We start from the raw sequence: 14428 nt of genomic DNA on the forward strand, positions 1-14428 counted from the left end.
TACCTATTTCCAGAGCGCGCGGGCGCTTTCGAGCTGCGCTCGGTACCGCGCGAAGCCCTCGTCATAGAACTTGGTTCGCGAAGGGTCGGGTTCGATGCGGCGGCGTTGGGAGCGCCAGAGCTCCTCGTCCACCGGGGTTCCGAGTCCGGCCCACGCGATCATCGCCGCGCCGCGTGCTCCGACCGCCGTGTCGTTCGGAAGCAGGAGCGGCCGCCCGAGCACGTCGGCAAAGATCGCTGCCCAGGCCTCGGACTGCAGACCACCTCCGCATGCGGTGACCTCCCCTTCGAGACCCATCTCTTCGAAGCAGTGACGCGCTGCGTATGCGAGTCCTTCGCAGAGCCCGCGCATGAGGTCGGCGCGTGTGGTGCGCAGCTGAAGGCCGGAGAATTGTCCGCGAGCCGACGGGTCGATGAACGGTGCCCGCTCGCCGGCTGGAGAGAAGAACGACAACACCTCGACGCCGTTCGCTCCCGGCGGGCTCTGCAGAATGAGGTCGTTCACGTCCTTGGGCGCGAGGGCGAACAGCTCTACGAACCAGTCGATGCTCGCGGTGCCCACCATTGAGGGCATCACCCGGAGAAAAAGTTCCCGATCTGTGGTGCAGAGCCACATGCCGGCGGGCTCGGAATTCGGGTCGATCGTCGTGTCGGTGGTGAGCACCTGGCAGCTGAGGGTCGTTCCGACCACGAGGGTTCCCTCGCCCGCGCGCGTAGTGCCGGACCCGAAGCCGCAGGCCTGCAAGTCGTACGGTCCACCGGTCACCGGGGTGCCGACCGGAAGACCGAGCAATTCGGCTCCGTGAGGGTCGAGTGTGAAAATAGTGCCCGACTCCGCCGGGGTGGGCAACAGGTGGCGCCACTCTGCGATGCCGCAGAGTTGGAGCGCCTCGTCGACGTATTCGCGTCTGCGCACATCGAGGAACGGCAGCGATGCGTTCGATGCATCCGTCGTCATCACGCCAGTGAGAGAGTGGATGACCGCATCGACGCAGTAGCCCGCGACGGCGGCCGCCTCGAGGGACTCCGGCTCGTTGGCGGCCAGCCAGGCGATCAGTGCCGCATGGCAACCAGGGAACAACCCCGATCCGGTAAGGCGGAAGACTCGATCGGACACACTCTTGGCCCCACCGGTGTTCCAGGCGTCCACGATGTCGGCGGCGCGGGCATCCATCCAGGAGATCGGCGGACGAACAGCACGGCCCTGCGCATCGCGAAGCCAGAGCCCATCTCCCTGGCCGGTGATCGCCACCGCCTCGATTCTTTCTGAGACTGATTTCGCGATCTCGCGCACCACTGAGGCGACGGAGGCGATCACGTTGTCCAGATCCTGCTCGACCCTTCCGCCTTCGCCCTGTTCGAGGAGTGATCGCATGCTCGCGGTTGCACCAACGGAGCCATCATGACGAATGGCTGAGGCCTTCGTCATCGTCGTGCCGATGTCCACTCCGATGATCATCGAGCACTCCGACCCTCGAGCACGCTCCACACCTCGGGGTTTGCCACGGCACGCGGTCGATCACCATCCAGATAGAGGGCGACGTCGGCCGCGGCGATTGTGGCGGCACGCTGGGCCGTTTGACGGGTGGCCCCGGCCAGGTGCGGCGTCATCACTACGTTTGGCGCGGCCAGGAGAGGCCATTCCGGTGGCGGGGGCTCGATGTCATACACGTCGAGGGCGAGCGCACCCAGCCGGCCGGATGCCAGCATGTCTGGCAGAGGTGCGTAGTCGAGGAGACCCCCGCGTGCACTGTTGACGAGGACTGCGCCGTGGGGTAGCAACTTGAGATTCTGCGCGTTCAGCAGATGGTGCGTCTCGGCCGTCAGGCGGGCGTGCAGGCTCACCACTGAGCTGCGGCTGAGAAGTTCCGGCAAGTCGACGAGTTCGACCCCGTCTGCGGCGACGGTCGCGGCATTCGCGTAGGGGTCATGGGCTAAGACAGTCGCACCGAAGGCGCGCAGAACGCGTGAGACGATACTTCCGATTGCTCCGTAGCCGATGAGGCCGACGGTCGCCCCATCCAGCTCCAGTCCGGCGTTCTCATAGGTGTAATAGTCCCCCCGCCACTGTCCCGATTTGAGCTCGCTGTCAGAGGTGACCACGCGGCGCATCGCGGCCAGCATCAGTCCGATGGCGAATTCGGCGGCAGCGACGGCATTGCGACCTGGCGCGAAGGCGACGATGACACCGGCGGCGGTCGCCGCAGCGAGGTCCACATTGACCGGTCCGCCCCGGCAGACGCTGATCAGGCGCAAATCCGGTGTGTTTTCGAACACCTCTCGGCTGAAGGCGGCCATCTGAGTAACGGCGATCTCGACGCCATCGAGCGCCTCGATGAGCCGCGGGATGCTGCCGCTGGCCTCGTCCACGGTGCCGATGCGACCGAAGGGCTCTAGCGGCCAGTCGAGGGTGAGTGAGGTGAATGCGAGATCGGTGCTTTCACCAACTCGCGCGCGGATCGCGTCGATGAAGAGTTCCGGTGCGACGAAATGATCGCCCGCAGCGAGAATGCGAGTCATTCGGCTGCCTTTCTGGTGTCAGGCGGGCGTTGGCCGGTCAGAGCACCTTTACCCGATGGCCGATAGTAACATGCTGAATGTTAATTACATCAAGTCGGACGGTAGTATTTGCTCGCCGATGACCGCATTTCACGTCGTCAGCGACGCGAGATGCACAACAGCGAGTTGCGAGACCTGCTCCACAATTTCCGGATCCACGTCGTCGGTGAGGATCACATCGGTGAAGTCGCTCACAGGCACGTAGCGGTGCAGCGAGGTGCGACCGACCTTCGTGCTATCCATCATCAGTACACGGCGGCTGCCGGAGACGAGCATCGAGCGTTTCATGAGGACGATGTCCTGCTCTTGGTGGAATGTCATCTGCGCGCTCATCGTGGAGGTGGACTGGAAGACGATGTCGACGGCGAAAGCGTCCACCGACGAGATGCTCGGCATCCCGATAAACGAGTCGTGGGTGCGCGAATATTGTCCACCGGCGACGATGAGCCGAATCTCATCATTCTCGCGAAACTCCTCGATGACCTGACGGTAGTTGGTGATCACGGTGAGAGGGCCGCGGTCATTGAGCAGCCGTGCCAGCGAAAGCACAGTTGTGGAGTCGTCCAGCATGATCGACATGCCTGGTTCCACCATGTCCGCGGCCACCTTCGCGAGTGCGCTCTTAGCCAGGGTCTGGGTCTGCAGCCGGAAGTCGGAGCTGCTTTCGAATACCGTCGTCGGCATCCCGGAAACCCCGCCGTGAAATTTACGCAGTATGCCGCGACGGGCCAGGTCATCAATATCCCGATGAATGGTCATCAGGCTCATCCCGGTGAGCGCAGCCAGGTCTGCCGCCGTCGCCGTAGGCACCCCGGCAAGGTGGTCGACGATTCGGCGCTGGCGCACCGTGCGGGACTGTCGGCTTGATCCGGTGTCGTTCAACTCGCCCTCATCCTGGGCCGGTGTGAGCCCGATCTGATGATACTGGCCCGAAAAACAGTTCGGACTTCAAAATAACATTGCAATTGACTTAAATCACGTCTTTAATGTTATTCTCGCCGAGTTGACTGAAATCGTAGAGGCCAACAGCCGGATTCAGTCGCATAACCTGTGTGCCGTCATCGCTGACGGACCCCATCACCAAGGAGATTCAATGAAGAAAATCTATTCACGGCTGACGGTGGCCGCAGTGGCCGCCGGCATCGCCGCCCTCGCGCTGAGTGGGTGTGTGCAGCAGACCGGAACGGGCGCCGCTCCCGCAGACGGCGCGTACAAGATAGCGTTCCTCATGCCCGACCTCGCTTCGACGCGGTATGAGCAGCAGGACAAGCCGCTCTTCGTTGCTGAGATGAAGGTGCTCTGCCCGAAGTGCAAGGTGATCTACTCGAACGCCAATGCCAGTGCCGACCAGCAGCAGCAGCAGGCGAACTCGGCCATCGCCCAGGGAGTCAACGCGATCGTCATCGACGCCGTCGACTCGAAGGGTGCAGCGAGCATCGTCAACTCGGCGAATGCCGCCAAGATTCCGATCATCGCCTACGACCGTCCGATACCGGACAAGCAGGCTGACTACTACGTCTCCTTCGACAACGAGGGCATCGGCCAGAAGATCGCCCAGTCCCTGATGGACAAACTCGACAAGGACGCGCCCGGCGGCGAAATCCTGATCGTGAACGGTTCGCCGACCGATGCGGCAGCCGGCCTCATCAAGAAAGGCATCCACAATGCCGTCGACAAGAGCAACCACAAGGTATTGGCCGAGTTTGACACCCCGGACTGGAAGCCACAGAACGCCCAGGACTGGGTGAGCGGCCAGATCACCCAGTACGGCAGCAAGATCACCGGAGTCGTCGCCGCGAACGACGGCACCGGCGGCGGAACGATCGCAGCGTTCAAGGCAGCCGGAGTCACCGCCGTCCCGCCGGTGACCGGAAATGACGCCGAGGTCGCGGCCGCCCAGCGGATCATTGCCGGCGACCAGTACAACACCATCTCCAAACCGATCAAGATCGTCGCAGATGCAGCGGCCAAGGTCGCCTACTCCCTTGCCAAGGGCGACAAGGTGGCGGCGAAGACCACGCTTTACGACACACCCTCCGAATTGTTCACACCGGATGTCGTGACCATCGACAACATCAAGGCGATCCTTTTCGACAGCGGCATCATGAAGGCATCGGAGGTGTGCACTGCCGACTACGCGGCCGCCTGCGCCACCGCCGGCATCAAGTAACACAGGCTCTCCCCGCTGCCGTCTCGCTCCCAGAGCGAGACGGCAGCGACCATCCACCACACTCAACGGCGAGAAGCGAGCGAGGCACCCATGCCGACCAGCACCACCAACCAAGAGACTCTGACCAGCATCCTGTCGCTGCGCGGTGTCAGCAAGAATTTCGGCGCCGTTGCAGCGTTGACCGATATCAGCCTCGAGGTCGCCCCGGGCGAAGTCGTCGCGATCGTGGGTGACAATGGCGCTGGAAAGTCCACGCTGGTAAAGGTGCTTTCGGGAGTGCACCTTCCCGACAGCGGATCCATCCACTTCCAAAACCGAGAAGTGTCGATCCCCAACCCGACCGCCGCACTCGACCTCGGTATCGCGACCGTATTCCAGGACCTCGCCCTCTGCGACAACCTGAACGTGATCAACAACCTGTTCCTGGGGCGCGAACTCCGCGCCGCTCGCCTGGACGAGGTAGCTATGGAAGTGCGCTCGTGGGAGTTGCTTCGTCAGCTCTCCGCAAAGATCCCCTCGGTGCGCATCCCTATTGCCGCGCTCTCTGGTGGTCAGCGTCAGACAGTGGCCATCGCCCGATCACTGGTGGGAAATCCTAAGGTGATCATCCTCGACGAGCCCACCGCGGCGCTCGGAGTCGCCCAAACCGCCGAGGTCCTGAACCTGGTGGAACGCCTTCGCGAAAACGGCCTCGGGGTGATCATGATCAGCCACAACATGGCCGACGTGCAAGCCGTCGCTGACCGGGTGGTCGTGTTGCGACTCGGTCGAAACAACGGCGAATTCCGAGTGGGAGACGTGTCACCCGAAACCATCATCGCCGCCATCACTGGAGCCACTGACAACGCCGTCACCCGCCGAACCGCGCAGATCGACCTGCGCTCGGCACCCCAATCCGACCTGGAGATCTCCTGATGAGCACCCTTCCGACCAGCCCACCGACCACCGCGGCGAGCAATCGGCCCACCGACCAGCAGGACGAGCGCCTTCGCGACCGGTCCGGCATTCGCGGTGCTATCGCCGCCGCTATCGACCAGATCCGCGGCGGCGATCTCGGAGTGCTTCCCGTCGTGCTCGGCCTCGCCGTCATCTGGACCATCTTCCAGATCCTGAACCCCGGATTCCTCTCGAGCGCAAACCTGGTGAACCTCCTCATGGAGTCTTCCGCAGTCGGCGTAATCTCGCTCGGCATCGTCTGCGTGCTGCTGGTTGCTCAGATCGACCTCTCCGTAGGCTCGGTAAGTGGGCTGTCGGCTGCGATCCTCGGCATCCTGTTCGTCAATCAGCGCTGGAATGTGGTCATTGCGGTGGTCATCGCCGTGCTCGTCGGCACCGCCATCGGCTTCGTCTACGGTCAGATCTTCAATCGCTTCGGCGTGCCCAGCTTCGTGATCACTCTCGCCGGCCTCCTCAGCTTTCTCGGACTCCAACTATTCGTACTCAAGGGCAACGGCACCATAAACATCCCATTCGACTCACCCCTTGTGTATTTCGCCCAGCTTGCCTTCGTGCCTCCGCTGCTGTCGTATGTCTTCGCCCTACTCGCCGCCGTCAGTCTGTTCCTCATTGGCTTCAACACTTCGCGAGCTCGCCGCCGGGCCGGCCTGTCCGCGCGTTCGACCGGTCTCATCGCAACTCAGAGCGGCGCGCTCCTAGTTGCACTCGGCCTGGTCTTCTACTACCTCAACATCACGCGCGGAGTGGGCTGGATGTTCGTCTTCTTCGTCGCTCTCGTACTCGTGATGCACTACATGCTCACCCGCACCAAATGGGGCCGATCTGTCTATGCCGTCGGAGGAAACGTCGAAGCGGCCCGCCGATCCGGCATCAATGTGCGCTGGGTATACACCTCCGTCTTCATGGTCTGCAGCACCTTCGCTGCGGTCGGCGGCATCCTCGCGGCATCACGGCTCGCATCGGCAAGCCAGAGCAGCGGAACCGGGGATGTCAACCTCAACGCCATCGCCGCCGCGGTTATCGGGGGCACCAGCCTCTTCGGTGGTCGAGGCACCGCATTCGCGGCCCTGCTCGGCATCATCGTGATCCAGTCGATCTCAAGCGGACTCACCCTACTCAACCTCGACTCGTCCTTCCGATTCATCGTCACCGGAATCGTGCTACTTCTCGCCGTCACCCTCGACTCGATCTCCCGGCGATCACGCACCTCCCACGGCCGCGCCTAATGAGCTGATTCGCGAAAATGATAGGCAATTTACGGCATGAACCTTGTCTACGCGGACGCATTCGCCTTGGCAGCGGCCGACGAACGAGAACACCAACGGGCTACCGCGTCAGTACTTCCCGAAAGGCACGGACCTCTCCCGTTGGTCCGCCGAGGACCTCGAAGCAGTCGCTCTCGACCTGAACAACGGGCCTCGCAAAAGCCTCGGCTTGGCTTGAGCGCGACATAAAGAACTCGAGTCGCGCGCGAGGGTCGGTAGCGCGAGCAAAAACCCAAAAACCGGAGATTCGAGCTCAGCGCGTCTGCGGAAAGTTCAGCCCAGGTTCGCTAAGGAGCTCGAATCGATGGCTCCCCTCACATACTCTTCGCGTCCCCGGAGGTTGCCATCACAATCCGCGCAGGCATTCTCCGCAACAGTCAAAACGAGTGAAAAGTTGATCTATCGAGGGTCGGCCACACCCGCACTAAGGAGGCCATCAGTCCGCTCCGGTGGGCGCTCTCCACTGCCTCGTGCAATGAGAGTCGTGGGCAAGGTCAGGTGCGCTATCTCATGCGACTGGCCGTCGAGGCGATCGAGCAAGCGAGCGGCCGCAGAGCGGCCGAGGGATCTGCCATCGTGGCTGATCACGGTGATTCCGAGCATTTCGGCGAATTCGAAATCGTCGAACCCGACCATTGCGATGTGCGAAGCGTCGCGCTTGTTCAGCGCGCGCACAACGCCGGCTGCGGCACGGTTGTTGTCGGCGAAGAGTGCGGTCGGAGGATCTGGAGTCTTGAGCAGATCGAGAGTGGCTGATTCGGAAGACAAGGCATCAGTAACGTTGGTCACCAGATATTTCTTTGGCAATCGGATGTTGGCCTCCTCAAGAGCGGATTCGAAGCCGCGACGTCTCTGCGTTCCCGTGAACACTTGATCGGTGTGCCCGACATATCCGATTTTGGTGTGGCCATGAGCGAGCAGATGCTGCGCCGCGGCACGGGCACCGGCGAAGTGGTCGATGGAAATAGTGTCGACATCGATGTTTGTCGCAGGCCGGTCCACAAAGATCACTGCTGTCCCCCGAGCGATGTCGGCGCGCAGGTAGGCGTGATCGGAGCTGCTCGGCACCACAATGATGCCGTCGACCTGTCTCGAGAGGAACATATCGAGATTCTGTTGCTCTCGACCAGGGTCCTCGGCGGAGCTGGCGATCAGGAGCGAATAGTTACGCGCTTGCGTCTGCTCTTCCACTCCACTAATCATCGCTGCCCAGAACGGGTCCGCTAGGTCTTCGATGAGAACTCCGATCGTGCGCCCGCGGGTCGGACTGGTAAGGGAGGCCGCGAGACTATTGCGCCGATATCCCAACTCTTCAGCCGTGTGGAGCACCCGCTCATGGATATGTGGGCGCACATTGGGCTCGCCATTGAACACCCTCGAGACAGTCTTTTGACTAACGCCCGCTTCGCGGGCAACGTCGGTCATCGTAGGTTTTCGCGCCGGATCGATCACGTGGGTGCTCCCTGGACTTCACGGTTGACTGCGCAAGCATATATCTATCCAAGTTCCTTGACTGCGCAGTCAATCACGGATACAGTCCATTTTATGCCTTGCGGCTCCCATCGGTTCGCCGCTAGGTAGCCCGGTCTTCGCCTCGAGGTTGAGTCGGCGGTGCGGCCCTTGGGCCGACCGCGGACTGGACGCACCGGCGCGACGATCAACCATCCGACCAGGAGTAACCCAATGAAGAGATACCCCCACAAGAAATTCGCGATCGCCTCCCTGGCCGCGATCTCAGCTGCGGCGCTGATGTTGAGCGGCTGCGCGGGCGCGGAGACGCCGCAGAAGAAAAGTGCCACCGAGGGCGGACTTATCCTCGACATCTCGGGTCCGCTCTCTGACCCGTTCTTCGGAGCGACCAAGGCGGGTTCGGATGCTGCGGCCAAAGACCTCGGGCTGAACTACCAATATGTGGCGGGCAAGGACTTCACCGACATCGTGAACGTCTACAAGAAGCTGACACAGGCGGCGATCGGTCGCAAGCCGGCCGCAATCGTCATAGGCAACTACTTTCCCGATGCGCTCAGCCCGTTGATCAAGCAGGCGGTAGCGGATGGCATTCCCGTTGTTGTGACGAACTCCGGCCGCACGACGTGGGAGAGCCTGGGGGCGATCGGATTCGTCGGGGAGGATCCCGAGGCGATGGGAGCGGAGGCGGGCAAGCAGGCCGCCGCGGCCGGAGCCAAGGTCGGCCTGTGTGTGAATACCGTTCAGGGCAACCCGACGCTGGATGCTCGCTGCGCAGGTTACCTGGGAGCGCTCAAGGAAGCTGGAGGCACGGGCACGGTGCTTCAGATCGCGAGTGAAGATGGCCAGAACAATGCGAAGATTCAGCAGGTCGTGGCTGGTGCGCTGAAAGCCAACCCGCAGATCAACGACATCTTCTCGCTTGGCGCCGGCCCGGCAGTGGCATCCATTGCGGCGGCGAAGCAGGTGGGTCGCCCGCAGATTTCGATCGGTACCTGTGACCTATCGGCGGCGGTACTCAAGTCGATCAAGTCTGGTGAGCTGCTCTACTCGGTGGATCAGCAGCCATTCCTGCAGGGGTACTACGGCCTGCAGATCGCGGCGCAGTATCTCAAGTACGGCGTCAAGCCTGCGGGTGCCGTAAACACCGGGCCCAATGTGATCACGAAGCAAAATGTGCAGAAAGTGCTCGCCGTGGCGTCGAACTTCCCCGGGATTCGCGGCGCCAACTAGCGCCCGGCACGACGACTTCCATTCCACGACCCAGTGCGCGGGGCCGCCTCTCGCGGTCCCGCGCTGAAAGGCCATCATGGCTATCGCAACCCAACCCCGACCAACCCCTGCCGCCGAGCAGTTGTCCCAGCGACGGCCCGCAGGCCGCAGGCTCGGCCGTGCGCTACTTGGTCGGCCGGATGCCGGGGCGCTGCTTGTAACAATCGCGATGCTCGTTTTTTTCGGCATCGCCGGGGCGAATGCGGGATTTCTCAGCGCAACAGGCTTCGCTGGTTGGCTAAATACCGCGGCAGAACTCGGCATAGTCGCCATCCCGATCGCTCTGCTGATGATCGCCGGTGAATTCGATCTTTCGATCGGGTCGGTTGTCGGTGCCTCGGGAATCTTGGTTGCAATACTCTCCGGCCAGTTCGGCTTGCCAACGTGGTTGACAGCGGCGGTTGCCATCGTCATGGGGGCACTCGTTGGCGCGTTCAACGGAGTCATTGTCAACCGCACCGGGATGCCGTCGTTCATCGTTACCCTCGCCGCGAATTTCATCCTGCTCGGCCTGGCGCTGGGCATCTCAAGACTCGTCGCCTCAACGACGACGGTCTCGATCACCGTCGACGGTCCGGTGGGGGCGATCCTCGGCGGCTCGTTCGCGGGGTTCAACGTGGCTATTCTGTGGTGGCTCGTCATCGCCGCTGCTGCGACTTGGGTGCTTACACGAACCCCGTTCGGATCGTGGATATTCGCAACCGGTGGCAATGTTGAAGCGGCGCGCCGGGCCGGAGTGCCCACACATCGGGTCAAGCTGTCGCTGTTCGCGATCAGCGGAGGCGCCGCGGCTTTGCTCGGAGTGATCACGGCCGCCGAGGTCAATTCGGGCAACGCCGTGTCAGGCCAGGGCTTTGTGTTCCAAGCCCCGGTGGCTGCGGTTATCGGCGGGGTTCTACTCACCGGAGGGTACGGATCGGTGATCGGCGCATGTCTCGGCGCAGCAATCTACGGAATTGTGAGCATCGGTCTTTTCTACACGGGTTGGGACACCGACTGGACATCCGCCTTCATCGGGGCGCTCCTACTGCTTGCTGTGCTCGGGAACAACTCGATCCGCAAATTCGCCCTCTCCGTGGGAGGAGCGTCGAAGGTGAGCAACAAATGAGCGTGGAAGTCCCGATCAAGCCGATACTCACCCTGGAGAATGCGTCTCGTCACTTCAGCGGAGTCGTCGCTCTCGACTCGATCGACCTCGCGGCGTTCCCGGGTGAGGTCCATTGCCTACTGGGAGACAATGGGGCTGGTAAGTCCACGCTGATCAAACTTCTCTCAGGAGTTCACTCTTTGAGTTCGGGTTCTCTCACTTTCGAGGGGCAGCGCCACGTCTTATCGTCGCCGCGTGAAGCGCAAGCGCTGGGAATCGCAACGGTCCACCAGGATGCGGCCGCCATCCCGCTGATGTCAGTCTCCAAGAATTTCTTTCTTGGCGTCGAGCCCACGGTCGGGCGCGGTCTGTTGCGACGCACCGATACGAAGCGCGCCAATCGCGTCGCCCTCGAGCAGATACACGCGATGGGCATCACTCGGGTGACTGACCCGGACCAGCTCGTCGGAACGCTTTCAGGCGGGGAGCGTCAGGCGTTGGCGATCGCACGTGCCAGCTATTTCGGAGCGAAGGTACTCATTCTGGATGAGCCGACCTCGGCGCTCGGAGTGAAGGAATCCTCGGTCGTGCTTCGGCAGATCAAGGCGTCCAAGCGGTCCGGAATCGCGGTCATTTTCATCACGCACAACGCAACCCACGCGATCGCTGTCGGAGACCGTTTCACGGTGCTGATACAGGGCCGCGTCGCGGACGCATTCCGGAAGGGAGAGCGCACGCGTAACCAGATCCTGGATCTCATGGCAGGCGGCGATCTTGAAGCCGAGCTCTTCGACAGAACGGCCCAAGAATGAAAGAGGCGACGGTCGTCGCAGGATCGCCTCACGACGCCATTACGCGGTCGCGCATGCGATTTCAGCGAACCGAGGCACTTTTGTGCGGACTTCCTGGTGCGGAGCTCGATCTGTCGGTGCAGGCGGCGGTGCTCGGCGTCACAGCGGCGGAACTATCGTCGTTTATCGCTCAGTCAAGCGACGCTATAGAACGCGCGGCTGCGCAGCTCACCTCAGGGGATCCGGACGATATCGATGTCGCCCGCGAGGGATTGCGAGGTCGACGAGTCGTGCTTTTCGGGGATTCAATCACGGCCGATCACGAATCCTGGGCAGAGATTCTCAAGATCGCCCTGGCCCCGGAAGTAGAGATCGTCACGTCGGGGCGCTCAGGTGATACCACCGGTGATCTGCTCGCGAGATTCGCGAGCTCAGTTCGCGAGGTGCACCCGAACTTAGTGGTTGTGCTCGCTGGTACAAACGATGCGCGCCAATACCGTCCTGGACGTGGAGCCGACACCCTCGGGCCATGCGCAGTTTCCGTTCTTGAATCCGAAAAGAATTTCGCAGAGCTGGACAGACTGATCTTCGCTGTTACGGGCGAGCACGGTATCTTCATCGCGCCACCGCCCATCGTCGAGAGTTGGCTGTCAGCCGATCCGTCGGCAGAGCTCGCCGGAGTGGGGTGGTGCCAGGAAAACGTCACGGCGAGAGCAGACGTCGTGGAGCGCATCTTTCCCAGCCGAGTCGCTCGGCTCGAGCGGGCCTTTAGCTCCGGCCATAAGCGGGAATCGATGATGCTGCCCGACGGCCTGCATCCCAACCTCCGTGGACAAATGGCAATCGCGCGGGTCGCGTTGACGGCTCTGGCTCACATAGTTCGGTCCGAGGCCGCACCCCGCTGACACGCGTCGGGGCAATTTCGTCGCAACGCAGCGACGGTAAAAGAGGAAGAAGGACATGAATAATACATTTCGAAGTCGAGCACTGGTGGCCATAGTCCTTGCGGGCGTGCTCAGCGGAGCAGGCGTAGTGGCCCCGGCATACGCATCGGACCCCAACGTCGTACCCATTGATTTTTCCGCCCTTCCAATTATCCCCTCGGACTCGATGTCCGTGTCTGCGAGGGTGATCCTTCGCAATTCAAATAAGTACGCCCTCACGACGTGGTGGAACACCGCCAAGAATTACGCGGCTCAGAGTGGAAGCACCTATCTGAACCTGGGTGGGGGAGCCGAGGACAACATCCGCCCGCCCGCCGCAGAAGCCATGGGGCTAGCGACGTCGATCCGCCTCGGCATCTACGACCCCCTGCAAACCGGTGTCTCGACTGCCACCGCGACAGCAATGACTAAGAAGCTCATCGACAGCATTGCGCACTCGCACTTCTCGAACGCCGGTGGGTGGGGGACATCCGCGCACCCTAGCAGCGTCAGCGGTGGCTCGGGTTGGCAGACGGCGCTGTGGGCCTCGCAAGCCGGCAATGCGGCGTGGATATTCTGGGATTATCTGAACACAACAGAGCGAGCTGAGGTTCGTAACATGGTCGAGGCAGAGGCCAATCGGATGATCGGGTGGACCATCCCTTATTATCGCGACCTCTCGGGCACAGTGCAGTATCCCGGCGACAGCAAGGCCGAGGAATTGGCATGGGACGCCAATATCCTGCAGCTCGCGACCGCGATGATGCCGAACCATGCAAATTACAACTCGTGGATGCAGAAGCGCCTCGAGCTGGCGCTGGGCGCCAATGCCCGACTTAGCGACCTGTCCGCGGCCAAGCGCAACCTTGTCGTCAACGGCAAGACGCTGGCGCAATGGCTGAACGGCACCAACGTCTACGACGACGGGACTGTTGTGAACCACAACCGCGTGCACCCCGCTTACATGCTTTATCCGCTCATAACGGCTCAGGGCGTGCTCGATCAGAGCCTCGCGGGCAAGGCGACGCCGGCCGCCGACATCAGAGGGTTCGCGCCCGTCTACGACGCGTTGGTCGACCTGAATTGGACACCCGGCGCCGCACCCGCGCAGTACGCCTCCGATCCGAACGTCCCGACGACCGTAAACGCCCCCGGCGGACCGATCTACTCGGGCACGTCAACGGTGGCCGGCGACCCGTCTGACATCTATTATCCGATGGCGAACGATTGGGGGTTCGGAAGCCGGATGGACTTTGCCTACCTCGACATGATCGGCACGACCGTCACGACAAATGGAAGCACACTAGACGCCTTCGCGTCCCAGGGCGGCGCGTACTGGGCGCCGATCCACCTCGCCAAACAACTCAACATGCAAGCCCGCTTCACCGACGGGCACACCTATGCGAGCGGGGAAAACACATACTATGGGCGAGAAGAGGCCATCGCGGACTACGCGGCACGCGCGTGCCTCTTGCGGCTGCTCTGGGCCAACTCGAAGATCAGCACGACGTACGCCGCCTTCTGAGTGGCAGTCTGATACAGGCTGCCGATCACGGTCGGCGCCCCGCCTAACCGTCTTGAGCGTGCTTACGCGGCGCAGAAGCGTTGTGATGTGAGGGCTCGTCGACCGAAATTGTGGCGGCTTGATGATCCGGTACTTGCGGCTGCGGTCGAAGAGCGGCTGGTGAAGAATTGGAGTCCTGAACAGCTCAGCGACGACCTCGCCCGATCTTTCCCTGACCGGCCGGAGATACAGGTGTCGCACGAGACGATCTACCAGGGGTCAGCTCACGAAACGGAATAAATAACACGGGAGGTTCAACCGGTCAGCGCACCATCTGGCAGTTTTGGAGGATGGTTATGACGGATTCGGTGGCACGGTTCTCAGCGCGGCTGGTTCCGGAGGTGACGGCCCGGTTGTGGGATCTCCGGGCGGCA

11 protein-coding genes and 2 pseudogenes are annotated in these 14428 nt (G+C 62.1%); 9 read left to right on the forward strand and 4 right to left on the reverse strand.

Annotated elements, in window-relative coordinates; all coding sequences use genetic code 11:
- Positions 1–3 precede the first annotated feature (3 nt).
- The 3 genes from VLI63_RS14950 to VLI63_RS14960 all read right to left on the reverse strand — a co-directional run bounded on the left by VLI63_RS14950 (position 4) and on the right by VLI63_RS14960 (position 3404).
- Positions 4–1458 (reverse strand): FGGY family carbohydrate kinase, encoded by a 1455-nt coding sequence (locus VLI63_RS14950; RefSeq protein WP_409157652.1) that lies wholly within the window; start codon positions 1456–1458, stop codon positions 4–6.
- Positions 1455–2519, reverse strand: coding sequence for an NAD(P)-dependent oxidoreductase (locus tag VLI63_RS14955; protein ID WP_409157653.1), 1065 nt, complete (start codon positions 2517–2519; stop codon positions 1455–1457). The genes VLI63_RS14950 and VLI63_RS14955 overlap by 4 nt, the downstream gene beginning before the upstream one ends.
- A 129-nt stretch (positions 2520–2648) precedes the next feature.
- Positions 2649–3404, reverse strand: a complete 756-nt coding sequence (locus VLI63_RS14960) for a DeoR/GlpR family DNA-binding transcription regulator (protein WP_409157670.1) — start codon at positions 3402–3404, stop codon at positions 2649–2651.
- Positions 3405–3651: 247 nt separating this feature from the next.
- Between VLI63_RS14960 and VLI63_RS14965 the strand changes: the two genes are divergently transcribed.
- From VLI63_RS14965 to VLI63_RS14980, 4 genes and pseudogenes are all read left to right on the forward strand, one after another.
- Positions 3652–4728, forward strand: coding sequence for a substrate-binding domain-containing protein (locus VLI63_RS14965; protein WP_409157654.1), 1077 nt, complete (start codon positions 3652–3654; stop codon positions 4726–4728).
- 165 nt (positions 4729–4893) lie between these two features.
- A pseudogene (locus tag VLI63_RS14970) lies at positions 4894–5643 on the forward strand (ATP-binding cassette domain-containing protein); the annotation flags it as partial.
- Positions 5643–6911, forward strand: a complete 1269-nt coding sequence (locus tag VLI63_RS14975; RefSeq protein WP_409157655.1) for a sugar ABC transporter permease — start codon at positions 5643–5645, stop codon at positions 6909–6911. The pseudogene VLI63_RS14970 and the gene VLI63_RS14975, both read left to right, overlap by 1 nt.
- 58 nt (positions 6912–6969) lie before the next feature.
- Positions 6970–7128, forward strand: a pseudogene (locus VLI63_RS14980) (transposase); the annotation flags it as partial.
- A gap of 221 nt (positions 7129–7349) precedes the next feature.
- Here the strand turns inward: VLI63_RS14980 and VLI63_RS14985 are convergent.
- Positions 7350–8402 (reverse strand): LacI family DNA-binding transcriptional regulator, encoded by a 1053-nt coding sequence (locus VLI63_RS14985; RefSeq protein WP_409157656.1) that lies wholly within the window; start codon positions 8400–8402, stop codon positions 7350–7352.
- 231 nt (positions 8403–8633) lie between these two features.
- Between VLI63_RS14985 and VLI63_RS14990 the strand changes: the two genes are divergently transcribed.
- The 5 genes from VLI63_RS14990 (at position 8634) to VLI63_RS15010 (ending at position 14015) form a co-directional block, all read left to right on the forward strand.
- The gene (locus tag VLI63_RS14990) at positions 8634–9650 is read left to right on the forward strand and encodes a substrate-binding domain-containing protein (protein WP_409157657.1); all 1017 of its coding nucleotides are present in this window, start codon (positions 8634–8636) and stop codon (positions 9648–9650) included.
- A 76-nt stretch (positions 9651–9726) separates the two neighbouring features.
- Entirely contained in the window at positions 9727–10797 is a 1071-nt protein-coding gene (locus VLI63_RS14995; protein ID WP_409157658.1) for an ABC transporter permease, read from the forward strand.
- Positions 10794–11588, forward strand: a complete 795-nt coding sequence (locus VLI63_RS15000; protein WP_409157659.1) for an ATP-binding cassette domain-containing protein — start codon at positions 10794–10796, stop codon at positions 11586–11588. The genes VLI63_RS14995 and VLI63_RS15000 overlap by 4 nt, the downstream gene beginning before the upstream one ends.
- On the forward strand, positions 11585–12472 hold the full coding sequence (locus tag VLI63_RS15005) for an SGNH/GDSL hydrolase family protein (RefSeq protein WP_409157660.1): 888 nt from the start codon (positions 11585–11587) through the stop codon (positions 12470–12472). Before VLI63_RS15000 ends, VLI63_RS15005 begins: the two co-directional genes overlap by 4 nt.
- 223 nt (positions 12473–12695) lie before the next feature.
- Positions 12696–14015: a hypothetical protein gene (locus tag VLI63_RS15010; RefSeq protein ID WP_409157661.1), complete on the forward strand. Its 1320-nt coding sequence runs from the start codon at positions 12696–12698 to the stop codon at positions 14013–14015.
- Positions 14016–14428 lie beyond the last annotated feature (413 nt).

The organism is Lacisediminihabitans sp. H27-G8, assembly GCF_046156175.1.
Taxonomy (GTDB): Bacteria; Actinomycetota; Actinomycetes; order Actinomycetales; family Microbacteriaceae; genus Lacisediminihabitans.